The sequence below is a fragment of the Melioribacteraceae bacterium genome, from assembly GCA_030584085.1.
Lineage (GTDB): Bacteria > Bacteroidota > Ignavibacteria > Ignavibacteriales > Melioribacteraceae > SURF-28.
This window is the reverse complement of the sequence record CP129490.1, coordinates 933509-954581: the sequence shown is the minus strand read 5'-3', so window position 1 is coordinate 954581 and position 21073 is coordinate 933509. Positions and strand designations below refer to the sequence as shown.

At 34.2% G+C, this 21073-nt stretch carries 21 protein-coding genes and 1 tRNA gene; 2 read left to right on the top strand and 20 right to left on the bottom strand.

Going from position 1 to position 21073, the window contains the following annotated elements:
* Nucleotides 1–2: 2 nt before the first annotated feature.
* From QY331_04400 to QY331_04305, 20 genes are all read right to left on the bottom strand, one after another.
* Complete coding sequence (locus tag QY331_04400) at nucleotides 3–1484, bottom strand: UDP-N-acetylmuramoyl-L-alanyl-D-glutamate--2,6-diaminopimelate ligase (protein ID WKZ70493.1); 1482 nt, start codon at nucleotides 1482–1484, stop codon at nucleotides 3–5.
* Nucleotides 1484–3496 carry a penicillin-binding protein gene (locus QY331_04395; GenBank protein WKZ70492.1) on the bottom strand — a complete coding sequence of 671 codons (2013 nt, stop codon included), beginning with the start codon at nucleotides 3494–3496 and terminating at the stop codon, nucleotides 1484–1486. Before QY331_04395 ends, QY331_04400 begins: the two co-directional genes overlap by 1 nt.
* Nucleotides 3489–3815 (bottom strand): hypothetical protein, encoded by a 327-nt coding sequence (locus QY331_04390; protein WKZ70491.1) that lies wholly within the window; start codon nucleotides 3813–3815, stop codon nucleotides 3489–3491. Before QY331_04390 ends, QY331_04395 begins: the two co-directional genes overlap by 8 nt.
* Nucleotides 3812–4738: a 16S rRNA (cytosine(1402)-N(4))-methyltransferase RsmH gene (rsmH, locus tag QY331_04385; GenBank protein WKZ70490.1), complete on the bottom strand. Its 927-nt coding sequence runs from the start codon at nucleotides 4736–4738 to the stop codon at nucleotides 3812–3814. Before rsmH ends, QY331_04390 begins: the two co-directional genes overlap by 4 nt.
* On the bottom strand, nucleotides 4731–5174 hold the full coding sequence (mraZ, locus tag QY331_04380; GenBank protein ID WKZ70489.1) for a division/cell wall cluster transcriptional repressor MraZ: 444 nt from the start codon (nucleotides 5172–5174) through the stop codon (nucleotides 4731–4733). Before mraZ ends, rsmH begins: the two co-directional genes overlap by 8 nt.
* A 222-nt stretch (nucleotides 5175–5396) precedes the next feature.
* Complete coding sequence (locus QY331_04375) at nucleotides 5397–6341, bottom strand: alpha/beta hydrolase (GenBank protein WKZ70488.1); 945 nt, start codon at nucleotides 6339–6341, stop codon at nucleotides 5397–5399.
* 28 nt (nucleotides 6342–6369) lie between these two features.
* Entirely contained in the window at nucleotides 6370–7917 is a 1548-nt protein-coding gene (locus QY331_04370) for a hypothetical protein (GenBank protein ID WKZ70487.1), read from the bottom strand.
* Nucleotides 7918–7983: 66 nt separating this feature from the next.
* A complete protein-coding gene (locus QY331_04365) occupies nucleotides 7984–8736 on the bottom strand; it encodes a carboxypeptidase-like regulatory domain-containing protein (protein ID WKZ70486.1) in 753 nt (250 codons plus the stop codon).
* A 24-nt stretch (nucleotides 8737–8760) separates the two neighbouring features.
* Entirely contained in the window at nucleotides 8761–10281 is a 1521-nt protein-coding gene (locus QY331_04360) for a long-chain fatty acid--CoA ligase (protein ID WKZ70485.1), read from the bottom strand.
* Nucleotides 10274–11791 (bottom strand): sodium:solute symporter, encoded by a 1518-nt coding sequence (locus QY331_04355; GenBank protein WKZ70484.1) that lies wholly within the window; start codon nucleotides 11789–11791, stop codon nucleotides 10274–10276. Before QY331_04355 ends, QY331_04360 begins: the two co-directional genes overlap by 8 nt.
* Before the next feature lie 165 nt (nucleotides 11792–11956).
* Nucleotides 11957–12946, bottom strand: a complete 990-nt coding sequence (locus QY331_04350; protein ID WKZ70483.1) for a ketoacyl-ACP synthase III — start codon at nucleotides 12944–12946, stop codon at nucleotides 11957–11959.
* 17 nt (nucleotides 12947–12963) lie between these two features.
* Nucleotides 12964–13707: a 3-oxoacyl-ACP reductase FabG gene (gene fabG / locus QY331_04345; protein ID WKZ70482.1), complete on the bottom strand. Its 744-nt coding sequence runs from the start codon at nucleotides 13705–13707 to the stop codon at nucleotides 12964–12966.
* Nucleotides 13708–13787: 80 nt separating this feature from the next.
* Nucleotides 13788–14276 (bottom strand): MarR family transcriptional regulator, encoded by a 489-nt coding sequence (locus QY331_04340; protein WKZ70481.1) that lies wholly within the window; start codon nucleotides 14274–14276, stop codon nucleotides 13788–13790.
* Between the two features lie 137 nt (nucleotides 14277–14413).
* Nucleotides 14414–15838 (bottom strand): phospholipase D-like domain-containing protein, encoded by a 1425-nt coding sequence (locus QY331_04335; protein ID WKZ70480.1) that lies wholly within the window; start codon nucleotides 15836–15838, stop codon nucleotides 14414–14416.
* A gap of 200 nt (nucleotides 15839–16038) precedes the next feature.
* Nucleotides 16039–17106 carry a hypothetical protein gene (locus tag QY331_04330; protein ID WKZ70479.1) on the bottom strand — a complete coding sequence of 356 codons (1068 nt, stop codon included), beginning with the start codon at nucleotides 17104–17106 and terminating at the stop codon, nucleotides 16039–16041.
* 3 nt (nucleotides 17107–17109) lie between these two features.
* Nucleotides 17110–17634, bottom strand: coding sequence for a hypothetical protein (locus tag QY331_04325; GenBank protein ID WKZ70478.1), 525 nt, complete (start codon nucleotides 17632–17634; stop codon nucleotides 17110–17112).
* Nucleotides 17627–18316 (bottom strand): hypothetical protein, encoded by a 690-nt coding sequence (locus tag QY331_04320; GenBank protein ID WKZ70477.1) that lies wholly within the window; start codon nucleotides 18314–18316, stop codon nucleotides 17627–17629. Before QY331_04320 ends, QY331_04325 begins: the two co-directional genes overlap by 8 nt.
* Before the next feature lie 65 nt (nucleotides 18317–18381).
* Nucleotides 18382–18454: transfer RNA gene (locus QY331_04315), tRNA-Thr, on the bottom strand.
* A gap of 127 nt (nucleotides 18455–18581) precedes the next feature.
* On the bottom strand, nucleotides 18582–19352 hold the full coding sequence (locus QY331_04310) for a tetratricopeptide repeat protein (protein ID WKZ70476.1): 771 nt from the start codon (nucleotides 19350–19352) through the stop codon (nucleotides 18582–18584).
* A gap of 8 nt (nucleotides 19353–19360) precedes the next feature.
* Complete coding sequence (locus QY331_04305; GenBank protein ID WKZ70475.1) at nucleotides 19361–19657, bottom strand: HU family DNA-binding protein; 297 nt, start codon at nucleotides 19655–19657, stop codon at nucleotides 19361–19363.
* 259 nt (nucleotides 19658–19916) lie between these two features.
* On the opposite strand from QY331_04305, the gene QY331_04300 reads away from it, so the two are divergent.
* Both QY331_04300 and QY331_04295 read left to right on the top strand, forming a co-directional pair.
* Nucleotides 19917–20486: a hypothetical protein gene (locus QY331_04300; protein WKZ70474.1), complete on the top strand. Its 570-nt coding sequence runs from the start codon at nucleotides 19917–19919 to the stop codon at nucleotides 20484–20486.
* Between the two features lie 80 nt (nucleotides 20487–20566).
* Nucleotides 20567–21073, top strand: coding sequence for a hypothetical protein (locus tag QY331_04295; GenBank protein ID WKZ70473.1), 507 nt, complete (start codon nucleotides 20567–20569; stop codon nucleotides 21071–21073).

Sequence of the window (21073 nt, the reverse complement as noted above, 5' to 3'; positions counted from 1 at the left end):
TGTTATCTCATTAATCCTTCGGATAAATACTTCATTGCAGTTTCTTTATCAGAGAAATAACTCCTCACACCGTTTATCTCTTGATAGTTTTCGTGTCCTTTGCCTGCAATTAGGATGACTGCGTTGTCCTCGGATTTTTCTATTGCTGTTTTAATTGCTTCTTCTCTATTTTCAATTCTATGATAGTCTTTTCTTGATATACCTTTTATAACATCGTCAATAATTTTATTTGGATCTTCAGTTCTCGGATTATCGGAAGTAACATAGATTACATCGCTAAGTTCATCAGCAATTTTTCCCATCACCGGTCTTTTAGTTCTATCCCGATCACCACCACAGCCAAATACAGTGTGAATTGTTCTTCCTTCTTTATTCACATGCTGCAATGACATTAATACCTCTTTTAAGCTGCTGGCATTATGGGCATAATCAATTATTACTTTTTTGTTTTCCATCTGAATTAATTCAAATCTGCCCGGCACTTGTGGTGTGTTTTTAATTCCTTCAACTGCTTGTTCGATATCAATTCCGAGAGAAGTTGCTGCAGCTAAAGCGGCAACTGCATTAAAAGCATTAAACAAACCAATTAATTTTGTTTCGACAGAATATTTTCTTTCTTTATAAAACAAATCAAACTTAGTACCGCTAAAATCGTATTGAATATTTTTTAACTTATAATACGAGTTAAGGTTGGTACCGAATGAAAATGTTTTTGCTTTTGTAGAACTAATAACTGCCGTAGAATTGCTATCATCTATGTTATAAATTGCTGTTGCATTTGGCTTTAGTTGATCAAATAATATTTTTTTAGCTGCTAAATAATTTTCAAATGTTTTGTGAAAATCCAAATGATCTGATGCGATGTTTGTGAAGATTGCAGAATCAAAATCGATATTTGCTACTCGATCTAAAGAGAGTGAATGAGATGAAACTTCCATAACACAATATTTTGAATTTACACTTAACATCTCTTGCATCATGAAATTAATTTCATTCGCCTCGGGAGTTGTTAATCGGGATTTTAATTCTTTATTTCCGGCATAGTTCGCAATCGTTCCAATCAATCCACATTTATCCCCCATCTCTTCGAGAATTGACTTTAGATAAAATGCAGTTGTGGTCTTTCCTTTTGTGCCCGTGATTCCTATTACTTGTAACTTTTCGGAGGGATGATTGTAGTATTCATCAGATATTTCGGATAATGCTTTGCGACTGCTTTTAACAAGGATTTTTACCAAACCGGATTTATCAAATACTTGGTCGGGTACAGCATAATTATCTTCAAGAATAATTGCTACAGCCCCTTTATTGATCGCATCTAGAATGAATCTATGTCCGTCTGTTTTATATCCTTTTATCGCAACAAAGAGTGAATCTTTTTTTACCGCTCGTGAATCAATTGTGATATCTTTTATCTCAATCAATTCGGCGTTTCCGGTGACATGAATCGTTTTAACATTATTTAATAATTGTGATAATTTCATCAATAAACTCCCAGAGTTCGAAGTGAGCTATTGGTTTCACATTTTATGAAACATATATCTCCAACTTTAATTTGGGTTCCGGGTTTAATGCTTTGGTCAACAACTTTTCCGCTACCTTCAATATCAAATCTTAATCCCATTTCATTCATAGCTGCAAGTGCATCGCGTAAAGATCTATTAACTAAATTGGGCATTGTGACTCTGCCGACAAATTGACTTGCAAGTTCGACTTTGGGAATTACATCACCAATATTTGCGGTTTCCAGAAATACAGGATTTTCATCACCGGTTACGGATTCCAAAATTTTATCAAGACTTTCATCTTGCCGGGCTATCATAACTTTTTGCGGAATAACATTTATATCTTCTTGTACTATTCTATTTACAATTCGCTTATATACAGGTGCAGCCACTACACCGCCATATTTTCCTTTTGCAGGGGAACCGAGTAATATTAATCCAACTACTTGCGGATTATCTGCAGGGAAGAAACCAATGAATGAAGCATTATAATCTTTTGCATAGGCTCCGTTTATAATTTTCTGTGCGGTTCCGGTTTTGCCGCCGACAAACATATTATCTGTTCTAGCAAGCTTACCGGTACCGTGTTCTACAACTCCAAGCATCAAGTTTTTAATTCGTTCCGAAGTTTCAGCACTAATAACATTTCTAATTTTTTTGGATTGGTAGCTTTCAATTACTTTACCATTTTCATCTACTATTTTATCAATTATTCTAGGTTGATAAAGGATACCTCCATTAATAAGCGAAGCAAATGCGGTGACCATCTGAAGCGGAGTCACAGAAATTTCGTAACCAAATGACATAAACGGTTTACTCAGTGTTGAGTAGAAATCCGGTTTCTTTAAGAATCCGGGCGATTCACTCGGAAGAGTAATTGAAGTTGAGTTACCAAATCCAAAATCACGTAAATATTTATAGAAAGTTCTATCATCGACTCTTTCAATTAACTTTGTCATTCCAACGTTGCTTGAATGTTCTAAAACTTCTCTTACAGTTAACCGATCATATTTATGAACATCAATAATACTTGCATTCGCAATTTTATATCTTCCGTTTTCCGTATCGATTACTTCATCTTCTCTTACTAAATCGTTGTCAATCAAAATAGACATAGTGAGAGCTTTCATTGTCGAACCGGGTTCATAAGTATCTGTTACAGCTCTGTTTCTTCTTATTTGATCATTGAATTTGGAATATGCATCCGGATCAAAGGTGGGATAGTTTGCCAGTGCAATTATTTCACCGGTATTCGGATTCATCAAAATTCCTATACCCGATTCAGCACCACAGTCTTCCGTCCCTTTTTGAAGTTCTTGTTCAAGTATTTTTTGGTACTTTGTATCGATTGTTAAATAAACATCATGCCCGGGTTTTGGTTGACGAGAAAGTTCATCTTTTACCGTTACAATTCTTCCTTGAACATCACGTTCGACATAAAGTAATCCATCAACTCCGGTTAGATATTCATCAAAGACACGTTCAACTCCATCGAGTCCAATCATTTCATTATTTACATAACCTAGTATGTGTGCGGCTAGAGTTTCGTTGCTATAAACTCTTGTCGGATCTTCAACTGAAACCAAACCATCGACAACGAATGATTTGAAACTAAGATATTTCTCGCGTGGAACTTTCTTCTCTAAAAAGACATTACCTTTAGCAGAGTTCATCAAATTGAGATAATAACTTTCACTCTTTGAAAACACCTCAGAAAATTTGGCTGATATTTTCTGTCTAGAATTTGCATTTAGCATTCTTGCATCAACAAAGAAAGAAATATCATCTTCTGTGTAAGAAAGGATATCGCCATTTCTATCTTTTATTAATCCTCTTTCGGCTTTAATAAGAAGTGATCTATCTTGTTGGTTTTTTGCGACTTCGGAATAGTAATTGTGATCGAGCACTTGTAGGTTGAAAAGTCTTGCCGCAATTACGCCAAAACTTACAAACAAGATAAAAGTAATTAAAAGTGCTCGTGAATTAATCATATTTCTCGTTTACAATTTTTTCAATTTGATTAATGCGGTTACCGTCAACATAAACTTCATCAAAAGGATGAAGTGATCTAACTAAGCCGAGTGAATCTTCGGCAATCTTAACGATTCTGTATTCATCTTGTAAAACTTTGAAATCTCTTTCCACTAAGCGTTCAATTTTATCATTGATAGCTTTAAGAGACAATTGTAATGTTTGTTCTTGGTTTTTAAGTAGATCAATTTCAGAGCTGAGAAAGAGGTGCGGGAAAATCCACAAGCAAATTAATGCAAATAGAAAAATTAGATTTTTAACAAAATTACTTTTGTTCATACCCTTTCTGCCACTCTTAGTTTTGCGCTTCGCGCTCGCCTATTTTCTTTTATCTCATTTGTAGTTGGTGTGACAGGTTTTCTTGTAAGTATGTTAATCCGTTTCTCTTTTCCGCAAATACAGACCGGTGTTCCCGGCGGGCAAATGCAGTCCAGGCTTTCATACTTAAATTGTTCCTTAACAATCCTGTCTTCTAAAGAATGGTAACTTATAATTACTATTCTTCCTCCCGGAGTTAAAAGATCAAAAGACTTTTGTAAGAACTCTTTTAGTTCGTCTAATTCGTTATTCACATAAATCCGCAGTGCTTGAAATACCCTCGATAATGTTTTAAAAACAAATGGCTGCGGAGTGGTACTTTCGATTAATTGTTTAAGATGAGTTGTTGTGGTGATCTTTTTTTTTGTTCTCTCATCTTTAATTAACCGAGCAAGTTTCCTAGAGTTTTTCTCTTCACCATAATGAAAAAGAATATTTGCGATTTCCGTTTCTTCGAATTCATTTAAAACTTTATGAGCAGGAATACCTTCCTCTTTATTCATACGAAGATCAAGAATCGCTTCTTCTCTATATGTGAACCCCGAATCAGATTCATCCAGCTGAAATGAGGAAACTCCCAAGTCAGCAAAGATGCCGTCAAATTTATCAATGAACTCGATCTTAGAAATCAGATCAATTTTTGTGAATCCGGTTTTATAAAGCAAAACTCTTTTATCTTCGGCAAACATCTCTTTGCAAGCTTTGAATGCGACATCATCTTTATCAATGCCTACAAGTTTTGCTTTACTACTCAGTTTATTTAAGAACATTTTGGAGTGACCACCAAAACCGATTGTTGCGTCGAGATAACTTCCGTTAAGATCAGTAATAAGGTGATCAATACTTTCGTTTAATAGTACAGGTTGATGAACAAGTTTACTCATCACGTTTCATTACATCTTTAGCAATTTCCTTAAAAGAGGAAAAATTTTCTTTGATGTAACTTTCATACACATCGGGATTCCAAACTTCAATTTTATCCATGGAACCAAAAATCAAAACTTCTTTATCAATCTCTGCGTATTCTATTAATCGTTTGGGTATTAATAATCGTGATTGTGAATCGAGGGTATCCTCTGCAGCTTCATTTAAGAATAACCTTAGGAACATTGCTTCTTTCGGATCGAACTGGTTGATCTTAAGTTTCTCGGCGGCCATTTTTTTCCAAATATCCAACGGATATATACTAATACATTTTTCGGTATCGCGTGTAAGAACAAAAGTATCATTTGCTTCCGGGTTTATATTTTTGCGTAATTTTGCCGGTAAAGCAATTCTGCCCTTTGAATCGATCGAATATTTAAAGCTGCCAATAAACATAATTTTTCAAGTTTAATGTATGGGAAAATTCAACACTTTTCCCCACTCATCCCCAAAATAACGCTTTTGGTATTGTAAAGTCAAGCTTTTTTTCAACAAAAATTATGTTTTTGACACAGCTAACTTTTTAAAAAATAATAGATTGGGGAAATGGATACGAAGGTTTATTTAGGATTTAAACTGCGGGACTAAACCCGCAGTTTTGAGAAGGATAAAATCGGATTATCTGAGAAAATTTTTGACTGCATCGTTGAAAACTTCCGGCTTTTCAAACTGCAAAAAATGGCCACATTCGGGGATCATGACTAATTCGCTGTTTGGAATTAACTCTTTTCCTTTTTGTGCAACTTCTGAAGTGTAGCCGGGATTGAGATAAGGATTAGGAATTAAGTTATCATTCTCTCCAAAAACAATTAATGTTGGCTGTGTGATTCTATCCAGTAAATTTACAACCGGTTGGTCAACCATTCCGTTTACGGATTGAACTACAGCGTAACAGTAATTATCAAATTGCTCAGCTTCGCGGAGTGCAATTCTATCTGTGATCATAAATTCAGCATCATCCGGCATGTTGTAAAAATTTGCATATACATTTGCTCTAAGTTGATTAACCGGAGTAAGTTTAACTCCTTGAACAGTCATCACTTCTCTAAACCATTCTTTTTGACCTTCCGTAAATGATTCTATTCCGGCAGGTGCAACTAAGATTAGTCCTTTTACTTGTTCGGGATATTTTATTGCCATCGTAATTGCTGCTTGCCCACCCATTGAATGTCCGGCGATATTTGCCTTTTCAATGTTAAGTTTCTTCATCAGATTAGAAATTACATCGGCATAAAATTCCGGAGTTCCTTCATGCGGTTCTTTGCTGGATTTTCCATAGCCGGGAAGATCGATTGCGATTGTTCTGTAATTATTTTTTAATTCTTCTATATTTTTCTTCCAAGCTGGTAAATAACTTCCTAAACCGTGGACAAATATTATCACTTCCTCGGATTCACCTTCATCAACAAATGCAATTGTTCGTCCATCGTCTAAGTTCACTTTGTGAACTTCATACGGATATTGTAATTCATCGAATTCCATTTTGCTTAAATTCCCATAAGGTGAACAGGCTATTAATAAACTCGTTACAAAAATTGCTAGTATTACTTTTATATTTCTCATTTTATACTCAGTGATTATTGATTAAGAACTAGAACATAAGCCATTTAAATACTAGGAAAACTGTAAATGGATTATCCGGTTTGATATCAACATTCCCGTTAGTGACTTTGCTGTCATAAAAATCACCCAACCATAAATAAGCTCCGTGTAATTCGACATCCATAAATACAGCCGGTTTGTAACCGATCATCGCATTAATTTCAGATCCAACCATTTTCCCGCCGCCGTTTGGTTCAACTAAACTTTGAGCGGCAGCAGCTCCAACTTTTGCAACCATTTTATTTGGGATAAGTGATTTCGAAAAATTGATTGTTCCGCCAACTTGTCCATAACCCATATTTGATAAGTCGTTGATTGCTGATACATACCTATTGACTACATTTCCGTGAGGATAAAGTAGATAAGCGCCATGACTTACCATAATTGCACCGGGAGAACCCCAGTTATTTCCTGTTAATATACCACTGTATTTTTTATCATCAAGATTATTATCATCACCGGAAGCATAAAACATATCAAGCATAACATTATCATCTGCTGTTTGTCCGTATTTGTAGCCTGCTCTTAGATTAGCTGCGTAGCCAAAAATATCTGCTGCTTTCTTGAATTCGCCACCTTGTTCGGATTGAACTTCACCCAAATTTGCCATGAAGAATCCGTTTAAGGACCATCTCCCCATTGTAAATTCCGGGTTATAATTCCCGTGTGTACCCAACCAAATTACATCAGCTTTATAAGTATTGGCGCCGAGAGGGAAACGATAGACACCGTTATAAGCCGCAAGATTGCTGTTTAATCCTTGACCTAAAACTGAGACTCCACCTTCACCGTTTGCTCTATCATAAAGGTAGTAAGCTGTTACACCCTGCCGCCATTCTTTTGCAACATCCATTTCAAAATTTAATTCCCAAAGAGTAACGTCATCGTTTTGATTAATATTATTTTCATACAACTGATAATATCCCGCTTTTATACGATGATAATCCCAATCATATCTTGCAGAAATACCAACCGCATCACTTCCCCAATACATTAATCTGTAACCGGTTTTAAGCATTGTACTTGCAAAGGTTCGATATGGATTGTATGGAGTGTCGTAAAGTCTTTGTAAACCGAGATTAACAGCAAAATTTTTAAATGGTATAAGCTCCAATTCGATGTTTTGTGTTTGCAAGTTTACTTGGTCGGCAGATAGAGCTGAACCGAAATTGCCACCGGCACCGTAAGAAACATCTCCCCATGTCCAATCAATCTCGAAAGCCATTCTTAAAATCGCTTTCCCATTTAAGAGTTTGGGCTGATAAATAAAAAATGGAATGATTCTCTGTTCAAAGTAATTTGAATTCTGTCCGGTCGTTGTTGTGTTCCCGCCGAATAATCTTCCGACAGTCTGCCCTTTTAACAAATCATTGGTTGCATAAACATTATTACTTACACCTTGACTTATAAAGAAGGCAAGAAATTGAAATTCTTGAGGATGTTTTGTAGGTATGTTGTTTTCATCATAATTCCAGTTACCAGATTGAGCAAGACCTACAAAAGTAGTTAACAAAAAAAATAAAATAAATTTTTTCATGGTTGTATCACCACTTGTTGAATAATAAAATTTGGGTCTGCTCGATCACAGACCCAATTATAAAGATTATTGTCTGACGTAAGTCTGAACATTAAGTGTACCGAGTGCACCGGCATTTGTACTTCCAAAACCACCTGCAGGAGTTGGAGGTGTCGCACCAATATCCGGAGTCGTTTGCACAATTTCATATTTCATGTTGAAAGGTGAAGAATCAGCATAGATTTCAAAAATTCCGGATGAAGTAAGTGCTGCCGGACTTGTCTGTTCAGCTGTGATTTCAAAAATATTATTGACAGTACTTTTTGTCATAGTAAAAGTACCTGTTAATGTAAATGATGCTCCGGATGTATCTGTTTGAACTACAGTATAACTTCCGTTTTGATTAAATGTAGCTTCAATTTTTGCTGTAGCAAAAAGAGCGACTAAAAGAGGAGCTACATTAGCACCTTCTGAAACCCAAGTACCGTAAAGACCAACAGCTGTAAAGTTAACTGTCGCATCAGCATTTAGAGTAACTTGTCCGGTACCTGTTGTAGTAAAATAATAATCGGTACCATTTGCAGTAATGGTATAGGTAGTTCCTGCTGTTAGACCTGTAAATACATATGCGCCTTGTGCATCTGTGGTAGTTGTTTTTGTATCATCGGCACTCTTAGCTTCTACGGTTTGGTTAGCAACACCGTTACCATCAGCATCCGTAATTGTACCGGATACTTTGTAAGTAGTAGTTCCAGTTGGACCTTCATCATCATCGCTGCTGCATGCGATAAAGTTAATTGCAACAAAAGCAATTAATAACAATGTGAGTAATTTTTTCATTTGTACATCTCCTCTGATGTTAATTTAGTTAGTTTGTTTTAGGTGTATCTCGAGTAATTTTTTCTTATCAATTTTACCGGCTTCATTTTTTGGTAATTCATCTAGTATTTCAAAATATTTAGGAATTTTGTACTTGGCTAAATTTCCTGTACAGATTTTTTTTAATTCGTCTTTATTTAATTTAGAATTTTCTTTAAGAGATAAATATGCTTTGCCAACTTCGCCCCATTTCTCGTCAGGTACTCCAATAACAGCAACTTCTCTTATAACATCATTAGTGTACAAGAAGTTTTCAATTTCGGAAGGATAAACATTTTCTCCGCCGCTTATATACATGTTCTTTTTGCGGTCAACTACATAATAAAAATCCTCTTCATCTTTACGAACCATATCACCTGTGTGAAACCATCCATCTGTAATTGATTCATTTGTTTCTTTTTCTTTTTGCCAATAACCCGGTGTAACAACCGGAGATTTCAACCATAATTCACCGACTTCATTTATTCCAAGCTCATTACCTTTATCATCAACTACTTTTGCTTCTACATAAAAGTTTGTAAAACCTATTGAACCTTTTTTCCGGATTGCATCATCTTGATGAAGTGAGAAGCAATTCGGTCCAACCTCCGTGAGTCCATAACCTTGCCTTATGAACACACCTTTTTCATGCCACTTGTTTATTAAAGGAATAGGCATTGGGGCGCCACCAACAATTGCATATCTTACCGATGAAAGATCAACTTTATCGAAATATTCAGATTCAGCCATCATTTGCAACATTGTAGGAACGCCAAATAAAATTGTCGATTTCTCTTTTTCCATTAATTGTAAAATTAGATCGGCGTCAAATTTTGTTAATAAAGTATGAGATGCTCCGTGGTGCATAAATGGAGTAAACAAAACATTCCAACCGCCGGTATGAAAAAACGGAGCAAAACTTTGTGTATGATCTTGTGAAGACAAATCTAATCTTAATGCAGTATTAATTGAATTCCAATACAACATCTTATGAGTTATAATTGCACCTTTTGATAATCCGGTTGTCCCTGCCGTATATAGAATCATTACAGGATCGGATTCTTGAATTTTGTGATCATAATGAAAATCAATTAATTGAATTTTTTCTTTGCTGAACTTAGTAATTATATCCAATGACAATTTTATCGGAATCGAGTTAATTGTCTTCAGCCGTTTTACTTCTTCTTCAAACTCTGTTTCATACAAGAATAATTTTGGTGCAGCGTCTGCAATTAAAGTATCAAGTTCTCTTGGAGTCAATCTAAAATTCAATGGAACTAGTATTGCGCCTATCTTAACGCAAGCCGAAAACAAAAAGACAAACTCAGATTTATTTTTTGAATATATTGCTACTCTATCTCCCTTTTCAATTTTCAATTCATTTCTAAGATGATTCGCAAGTTGATTGGCTCTATTATTAAAATCGTAATAGTTCCATTCCAAACCCGTTTCATATTCTCTTATGAATAAACGATTAGCAGTATATTTAGCCCATCTGGCAATCCAGTCAAATTGAGTATTAAACACTTTTCTTGCTCCTTGTAACTAAGTATAATATTCCTCCAACAAGTATGGATGATATAATTGCCATTGCTGCTGCGACACCCGGATTTTCACCGGTTGCAATTGTAAACGGAACTCCGATTTGACCGTAGTAAAAACTAAAATGAACAATAACCGCAGTTACTGATGCAGCAATCGCTGCAATCTTTTTTACATCTTTCAAAAACATTCCGAATAATATAGGAACGAACGCTGCTGAGAAATAAGCATATACACCGTTCTGTGCAAAAATTGCAACGCTTAGTTTTGGGTTTATTAATTGATCATATGATAATATTATAGCAACCAAGCCTATAAGTGCAATAACAATTTTGTTAAGTCCAATCTGAAACTTGCCTCTTCTTATTTCATCCGCTGGATAATATTTACCAAATAGCGGCTCGGCAATGTCCGAAGTTACAGTTGTTGCAAGTGCTTGAATTAATCCTTCAAGAGTTGAGATGCCTGCGGAAATTAATCCCATAACTACAATTAGTCCAACAAATACTGGAAACTCAGCAACAACATATGCCGAGACTACTCCATCTAGTTTTAATGGGACACCATCAACTGTTAAATCGGGAAAAGTGATTCGAGCATACAATCCAGCAAAAACAACAAAGAAGAAAATTAATTCGGTAATAACGCCGACAATTAAATATCTATTTACATCCTTATCGGTTTTCAATAAAAGTGATTTGGTTATTATGTGCGGTTGACACACAATTGCAACACCCACAATAATTTGAGCAATAATTATTTCAAAAAAATCTCTAAATAAAAAACTTGAATCATTTGTAAAACCGATTAGCTTGGGATCAATTGATTTTAGTTTATCAAGAAATCCATTTATTCCTTCGCTGAAATATTCGTAGCCGGAACCTAGCAGTATAAAAGCAACAACAAGCATTAACACTGCTTGAATAGTATTTGTGTACACCATTGAATTTGCACCGCCAAACATCATGTAACCGAATATGAAAACAATAATTCCGATCATCATATAAATTTCATCTACGTTTAATGATTTTGAAAGTACTTTCGTTAAGCCAACTGCTATAAGAACTATGAATGTTATAAGAAGCAAAGAAAGAAATGCAAAGAACATAGAATAACTTTTACTATTATATCTCGTTCCCATCCATTGAGCCATGCTTAGTGCCTTAACACTACTTCCATGTTTTCTAAAACCTTTCGTGAGAACAACAAGAGATACCATTGCTGCAATAGGTAAAGCGATAGCATAAGATATAACTCCGCTGATACCATAATAGGCAATAAAACCCGGATTGATTATAAACGTTGCCGCGCTAGTCATTGAAGCAGCTAAAGCTAAACCAACTGCAACCGGAGAAAATGAAATATTACCGACTGCATAGTCTTTCATAGTTTTTATTTTCAACGCACCGCGAACAACAAAAAATAGAATAACGGATGCATAAAGCACTATTAAAACCCAGCTCGCAATAACTAATTCATTTGATGCAATGTTCATCTATCTTTCTCTGTGATTTTTATAATGGGGCTAAAGCCCATAATCAATTTACTTTTTTAAAACCGTCAGCTAAAGCAGACTGCAATTTTCAATTTTGTTTAATTACCGTTGACTTAAAGTCAACCGTTCAAAAACAGTTAACTCTCCGAGGCTTCAGCCCCATTTTTACCACTCAAAAAGAGAGCATGCAAACGCTAGTCCTCCGCCGGACCCCATAAAAATTATTCTATCACCGATTTTTAATTGCCCTTTTTCAAAAGCATCATTTAATGCCATAGGAATACAAGCGGAACCGGTATAACCAAATCTGTCCATAATTGTATGAGCTTTATTTCGATCAACTTCTAGGTTATCCATTGTCTCCCAAATTGAATTGATGTTGATTTGAGTAAAGAAAAAATGATCCACATCGTTTGGGGAAATATTTTCTTTTGAAGTGATTTCTTTTATCATACTTGTCCAAGTAGTAGGATTAATTTCTTTAGGGAATTTTTTAACAAACTTTAGAAGATGATCTTTATTTTCAACATCGGCCGGAGTAAGTGGATGTCTTGTTCCGCCTCCATAAATTCCCATCCATTCATTATATTGTCCTTCACTATATAATTTACTTCTTATAAATCCTCTATTGCTATTTTCTTCTGCAGATAAAACAACCGCACCCGCACCATCAGCAAATAGTGTTACAGTTTTTTTATCTTGTAGATCTAAATACTTGCTCATAGCGTATGCACCTATAACAAGAATATTTTTATAATTTTCATCCGCTCTTATAAATTTTGATGCAACATCGATTCCTGTGACAAAACCTGCACAAGCTGTATTAATATCAAACGTACCGGCGTTTACCGCTTTTAATTTATCTTGAACAACCGAAGCAGTAGAGGGTGAAATAAAATCCGGTGTATCTGTTGATATGATAATCAATTGCAAATCTTCAGGTTTTAGATTCGCCCTGTCTAAGACTATTTTTGCGGCTTCAACCGAAAGATCACTTGTTGATTGATCTTTGCTCGCCCATCTTCTTTCTTTAATAGTTAGATTACTTTTTAGCCAAGTATCAACATCTTCACCCAATAGTTCATTAAAATATGAGTTTGGTATAATTCGGTCTGGTGCATAAGCTCCAACTGATTTGATTACTGCATTTCTCATTCACTATCCTTTGCAAATTAAATTACTATTCCACCGTCAACACTTAATGTTGTTCCATTAATAAATGATGCTTCATCGCTTGCAAGAAAACAATATGCATTAGCGATGTCTTCGGGTTTTCCAAGTCTACCAAGCGGAGTTTTTTCTTCCATAGTTTGGATAACTTTTTCAGGCATGGCGGCAACCATTTCGGTTGCAATAAAACCAGGTGCAACCGCGTTTACACAAATTCCTTTTCTTCCTAATTCGCGTGCCCAAACTTTTGTCATACCGATTACACCAGCTTTAGTTGCGACATAGTTGGTTTGTCCAAAATTTCCATATAAACCGACAACCGAAGAGGCATTAATAATTCTTCCGCTGCCATTTTCAATCATATGGTCCGCAATTGCTTGAGTACAATTGAAGACACCAGTTAAATTAACATCAATAACTTGCTGCCATTGTTCTTGTGTCATTTTTTTTAGGGTGGAATCTTTCGTAATTCCCGCGTTGTTAATTAGTATATCAACTTTTCTAAAATCTGAGATCACCTTTTGCATCGCATCTTTCACTTCTTTAGCTTTTGCGACGTTGACTTTGTAGAAAATCACTTTTTGATCATTATTTTTAAATTCGTTTAACAATGAAATTCCTTTATCCGAATCAAGATCCCAAATTGCAACATTTGCACCTTCATTAACAAACTTCAGAACAGTTGCTTTTCCTATACCTTGTGCACCACCTGTTATTACTGCTGTCTTTCCTTGTAACTTTTTCATCTTATATCCTCATTACGTTTTTAACGTTTGAAAAATTTAAAACGTTCGATCAACAAAAAATCCCTTATTCGATTTTTGATTTATTTAGAATATATTTTTTCTCTCTCGACTTCCCACTCATCCAAAAAATTATTGTAATGCTTTTCAGTCAATTGGTAGAACCTATGCATTTCAGTTAATCTATTCTTGAGAGTATTTAAATTGGAGTTTTTTTCTTTTGCTACTAACGATTTAAGTTGTTTTGCGAGACGTGTATTTGATTTAATCAATTCAAAGTTGTTACGGAATGCATTTTCAAAAATTTCCGGCTGAATTTCATAATAATCTTTACGGCTGTTTTCGTGCCAAACTCTCCTTATAAGATTTCGATCACGCAAGCGTTTCATTATTTGACTAATTGGTCCTTTGCTTCTACCAAGATTTTTACAAATTTCATCAAGCGAGAGTGGCTCAGGGGAAGAAATTAGCAGAGCAACAACGTGACCCATCAATTTACTTAAACCAAAGGCTCTGTAGGCATGACCAAAATTCTGAATGATTTCTTTTTTAACGCGTTCTTCGGAACTCATAATATTTTTATCGTTTGAAATTTTTGAAACGTTAAAAACATAGGAAATCCAAATATTAAAAGCAACACATTTCGAACAGCTTACTCGAAACTTAATATAGATACGAGGTCTAATTTTGGAATTGTTACAATCGTCAATTATCTTTTCCTAAACTCTTGCATGAATTGGTTGGCAATAAATCGATCGTAGATAATCAATGTATTTTCATCGTTGTTAGCGTCGGCATTTTCACTCCAGTTGGCGGAACCGACAATTACAACCCCTTCATCTATTATCATTGTTTTCGCGTGCAGTTTTCTAGAATCTCTATCGCGGTAAACCGGTGGGATATTTTTCCATCTTCTCATTGGATGAGGTTCTGAAGTTTGTTTTGGTGTTCGTCCCGTCATATTAATTGAAGCAGACCACCATTGATTCCAGAAAGTTGCATCAAAAATTCCTTTCAAATCAAAATTAGTTCTTTCGCCTTGTAAGTCCTCAATACTTCCTTCCCATTTAACTTTCAACACATCAACTAAAGCTTGATAGGAAAATGCAAATATTGTAAAATAAACAGATCTATTAGCTTCTCGTTCAACTGTATTAATTATTTTATCAAGCACTTTATCGGATGGACTAAAATAGACTTCAACTCTTCTACCATCAATATTAATTATGTGTTGAGTGTTGTCTGTTTTTCGTTTATTGAATCTTGCAAAAGTCGGATTAGGTTTCCGGTTATTGCCGCCCCACATTTCCTCAAATTCTTTTAAATATATTGAAGCTAGTTGTCTATTTCTTATTTCAACTATGTGGTTTTGATTTCCATTTAAGTTGCCATTTTGCATATCTTTTTCGGTTCCGTACAATCCCGTTATTGTAAAATTCCATGAACCGGTAAAGACCCACTGTGTATCTATTATTGCTATTTTGTTATGCATTTGAGCACCAGGTGAATAATAACAATCGCTGCAGCCGGGTTTTAGTTCTGCATCGACTAAAAGATGACCGGAAATATTCTTGTTGCCGATTTTTAGTGTTACATTTTCATAGTCATTGAAAGATATCGGGAGTTTATATTTTTTTCTAAGTGTTGTATCGGTCACAGTAAAAATTGGTGAATCGGCAAGAAGCATAATGTCATCATCTGTACCGGGAATTAAATCCTTACCCCGACTCATCTTTTCTAGATACAATCTCATTTGCGTATATCGTTCAACTGTTGAAGTATCTTCAACCATTGATTCATCATGACTCTTTGCATCAATGATAAATCTAATTTGTATTCCCTCACTTGCTCGTTTAATAAGTGCGTCAATTAATTTCGGCAGATTAATTTCGTAGGCCATCATATCAATTTTTGAAGTTGCTTTTTCAATTCTATTGATCAACACTTCTTCAAAGTTAATGTTGAATTTTGCTTTATTATTTGGGAAAGCATAACTGGTGTCTGCATCTTTATTAAAATAAACATTAATTTCGGATTGAAATTCTTGATGTTGTCTTACTACTTCTGTTGAGCAAGAGACAAAAATGATTATTAAAGATATGAATGGGAATGATTTCTTAAAAGTTGTTTTCATTGGAGTAAATAATCTAAAAAAGTAATGGAGATTTAGAAGTTTGGGTGTGAAAATTCCCTCGAGCCGACTGCCGGAGTCGAACCGGCGACCTATTCATTACGAATGAATTGCTATATCTTGAAACTAAATAAATAAGGGATAAGTGATACATATTTGATTGCCCAACAAAACAAGTCAAAAGAATTCCATAAAAAAATACATTACTCCAAAATATGATTTAAGGGGTGAGGATGCCCTGTACATTGTATTAAGTTTGAATTCGAAGAAAAAGATATTGTCCCATTAAAAGAATTACCGTCTATTTCAAACGGTTTAATTGTATCTTGTTCAAGACCTTCAATTATTAACTCATCATCAAGTTCGTTTCTCAAGTCTAAATCTAATTTTCGGCCGTCATTTGCTAACCAGGACGGCTTCCCGGTACAATAAATATTAATATTCTCTTTTGCTATTTTCTCAACTATATCTTTCGCTGGCAAATTATAGGTTCCATTAGCTGAAATAACGGCTTTTGTCCCGGAATTACAATAATTATCATATAATTCTTTAAAGTAACCTGTTTTTGAGCCATGATGTGACACTTTTACCATGCTGATTTTTCTTTGACTAATTTCTTTTTTATAATCACCTTCATACTTCGCTAAAGCACTTTTTAATGATTCACTATTCGCGTCACTGCATAATAAAGAAATAGATTTCCCATCCTTAATTAACAAAACAGCCGACAACAAATTCTTATCTACTAGAGAATATCTACCTGTATTCAGCGCTTTACTAGCCTGATTTCTATATCTCTTTAATGCCATATTAAACGGTGCAATAGCGAAAATACGAAATTCATCGTGTTCTTCTAAAATGGTGTTATAGCTGAGTTGATTATACTCAATATTGAATTTATTTTTATAATCTAATAGTTTTTTATATAACTCGTATAATTCTTTTTCCTTTTGTTTTGTTGAACAAGTACTAACTCGATACTTATCTACATCCATTCCAAAATCGTAATAACGATTAATTTTAATAGCATTACTATTTGAGTAGTTTAATAACTCCAATAAACCAGAGTAATGATCTTTATCCGGATGCGTAAGACAGATAAAACTAATTTCCGAAATTTTATGATCTTGAAGATATTTTAGTGTAGGAGATTTGTCTGTGTTCGTAGGTTTATGACAATCTATAATAGCGTACTTAATTGTAGAATCAATCTCGTATTTTAGTATTAAGCTATCACCATGGCCAACTTCTAAAGTAATTATTTCATGCAAAATTTATTTCTTCTTTAGTTCTCTAATGATTTTCAAAAAACTTTCATCGGGATTTTCCCAATTATTTTTTTGATCGGAATCAAATCTGATGAACTTAGTCCTTAACTCACCATTATTTTTTTCTACTCTTAATCTTATTTTCATCCCTTCATAAACATCACCAAGATGGTTCAATCTTTCAACCTTAACTAATCTTTCAATTATCCTATCATTTTCAGTGAATGCAATAAGAGCAAAATTATTATCAATTCTCTGAAGCTCTCCCTCAATAAATTTTACATTTTGGGCCATGTGTGTTTTGTCAATAAATTCTTTTGAACCCCCAAAAGTGGCAGTAGTTTCTGAATATCTGGTCATCTCCATATCATGTACTGGCTCATTTTTCTCAGATGTAGGATAATTCAAAAATTCTGATAGGCTCACTTCAATAAAACTATCTCGCTGCTTTTGTCCGACTAGAGATTCACCTGTGCAATCAAAATGAAATTTTTCGTACGATCCACTATTTGTACATGCAACGCTAGTCATTAAATTTCTCCTGTAATTTATCTCTGAAACGAACAATACTAAGTCTTGATTCATTAATAGATTTCTCAATATAACCTTTCAAGGGAAGTGATTCTTCTGTATAAATATCGTAATCTATAAACAGATAAGAATCTAATTCATTTTTATAGTTTCTAAATTCAGCAACTTTTTTATTTACTTCTTCATCTTTCATTGGTCCACAACTTAAATTAGCTTTTGACTTTTCTTTACTTAGCGTCAATGCCAAAGTCCCAATATCTACAATATTTCCAAACCCGTTAAATGCGTCAGCATCAAAATTTATTATTTTTTCATAATATTCTATTAACTCTTCAAATGTAGAATCCGTCGGTATAAGGTACATAACTCTTAGACCAGTCCTTAAATAATAATCAACTTTCAAATCATCTAGTACAGACAGACAATATTTATTGATTTGTCTATTAGCTTCATCAAGCGACTTAACATTTTCGGTAGTAAATGCTAATTTATTCCAGCTAACCAATAATTTTTTATAATTTTCATCGTTACTTAGTTCTATTAACCTGTCTTGAACATCAAACCTCGTAAATTCTTTTGTAAATTTTTGGAGCCCATTAAAATTCTTAGAAGAAAAACTAAGTAATGGAAAATACCTTACCTCAAAAATTACTTTCTTTATAATATAGTCTTTGATTCTCATGATTGTATGCAATATAAAAATAATTATAACATGTAATCAAGTTATTACTTGATGCTATTCCCTCGAGCCGACTGCCGGAGTCGAACCGGCGACCTATTCATTACGAATGAATTGCTCTACCAACTGAGCTAAGTCGGCTTCTAAAGAATTATAAAACAACTATTTTTTCTTTTTGTGTCGGTTTTTTCTGAGTCTTTTTTTGCGTTTGTGTGTTGCCATTTTATGGCGTTTTCTTTTTTTTCCGCTCGGCATCTGGAAACTCCTTCTACATATTCGTGTTATTTTTAATTAATTCTTTTGCTCTATTTGCAATGTCAGAAGTCGGGTTTATTTCAATAGCTTTGTTCCACCATTGAACTGCTTCATTGATATTACCTTTTGTATAAGTAACAATACCTAAATTGAAATGTGCAATTTGATGATTAGGTTCAAGTTCAATTCCCTTACGCATAGATGAAACTGCATTTTCAAAATCGTTTAGATCAAAATAGCAGACACCCATATCAACCCAAACATCAGCTTCGTCACCGTGATCTTTCAAGTATTGCCGGTACCATTTAATTGCTTCTTCCTTAAATCCGGAATCGTTTAATAAATGAGCAAGATGCAACATTGATTGGTGATCGGCTGGATTGTTTGTCACACTTTCGCGTAAATTGTTGATTTCTTGTAGTTTACTCATATCAACCCCACGATGAAAATCATCTACGGGTTGCTCATGATTATGCTGAACTGTGGTTGAAACCGGGTCGTCAAAAATACCGGATGAATAAAGAATTGCACCACCAATAACAATCAATGTAACCGTAAGATACGTTAATTTAATCGGATCAATTTTCTTGGTATTCTTTTTATTAACTGGCGCTTTATCTTTCTTTTTTTCGGTTTTAATTTCTTTGGGAGTCGATGCAACTTCTTCTTTTTTTATTTCATTAATCTGCGCACCACATTCATTGCAGTAAACCGAATCGCTTTTATTTTCAGTTCCGCAAATTTCACATCTAATAAATTTTTTATTTTCTTGGTTAATACTCATATCACAAATTATTTTTCTTTTTCTTTCATTCCTTTATCAACAGCAGTTTTAAAATCTTTCGAGAATTTAAAAACCGGAACAAAGTGTTCTTCTACAAATACCTTTTCACCTGTTCTCGGATTCCGAGCATATCGAGAATTTTTCTTTTTAACTTTATAACTTCCGAATCCCCGAATTTCAATTCCTTTTCCTTCTCTTAAAGAATGAATTACAGTATTAAGAAAACCTTCAATAATTGCTTCGGTTTCAAGTTTTGTTAATCCAGTTCCGGAGGCAACTTTTTCCACAATGTCGGCTTTTGTCATGATAACCCCAAATTTTTGCCAAATCTTTTTTATCAGAGCTTGGAAAAATATCAAAAACTCGAATAAAATCAAACAAAGAATCTCTATAATTTATTTAATTATAATAACTTACTTGGATTCTACATCAAACGACAGCCTATCTCATAACGATACACAGTCTCATTTCTATAATAAAGAAACTTGAATAATTGATCAAAAAGCCACAAAATTTCTGGTATGAGTGTTGTATTAGTAGTGAAAGAGAGAAGAAAGGAATAAAATGTCATTCGTACCAATTATATATACAAGCTTAATTCTTTTTGCAATTTTAATGTTCATTGTAGTTAGTATTTCTTACATAGCTTATAAAATTCGCAATAGGAATTCTAATTCGGTTCAAAATAGAAGAACTGATAATTCTATCCATCTTTCACATAATCGAATTGTAAATAATAGTGTTTCTTATCCTCCACAACCGATTCGGGTTGTAAGTGCTATAAAAAAACCGGAGTTAAGAAAACCAGAAGTTGTACCGGTACAACCAAGAACTACTATTGTAACATCGATTAGCTCATCATATAATAACGGTTCAAGAGAAAGAGAAGATAATTGGAACAATGATTCTCATCGAATGACAGACTATAACCAAAGAACACATTCCGGTTCATTCAAAAGTCGATTAGAAATTCTGAACAAAATAAGTCCGGAAGAATCCAATAAGGAAAAGTTTTCAGTCAGCGGATCAGGTTCAATAGCTTTACCAAAATATTACGAGAATTTTAAAGCTATTCATTACTATTCGGATGATGATGACGAGCATCTTTACAAGCCTTCAAGATATTATCACTAATTAAACTCTATTGTTGCAAAAGGAGATATTAGTTTATATAATTGTAGATAATACATTTACATTAACATTGTATATCTCTTATGGAACTTCTCCCAATTATTTACAATAGTTTGCTAATTGCAGCCGGGTTATTCGTTATAACAATTGCGATTTCATATGTGAGCTTTAAATTCAAGAAAGGTAAAGAGGTATTCAAATCCGAAGAGACTCCAAGTTATACTCCCATATTTAAAGATAAGAAAAAAGTTGAGGACGAATTAAAACCTCATCATAGAACGAAAAACATTAAGCCATCTTCAAAAGAAAAACAATCATCTCAGGATTTTCGCAAACCAAAAACACCTCGTAAAGAGGAACCGAAAAAGGAAATTAAGCAAAGACCAACCGAAAGAATCGAAAGAGTAAGAGATCTTAACGCAAATGATAAATCTCAAATCGCAAAAAATGTTAAATCAGTAGATAAAAAGAAAAACGTATCCGAAGAAACCAGAAAGAAAAAAAATCTTAAAAGTATCGATGATGATCCGTTAAAAAGATATACCGATTCTGCGGATGACGATCTTCACCCCTTAAAAACCGAAGATTAA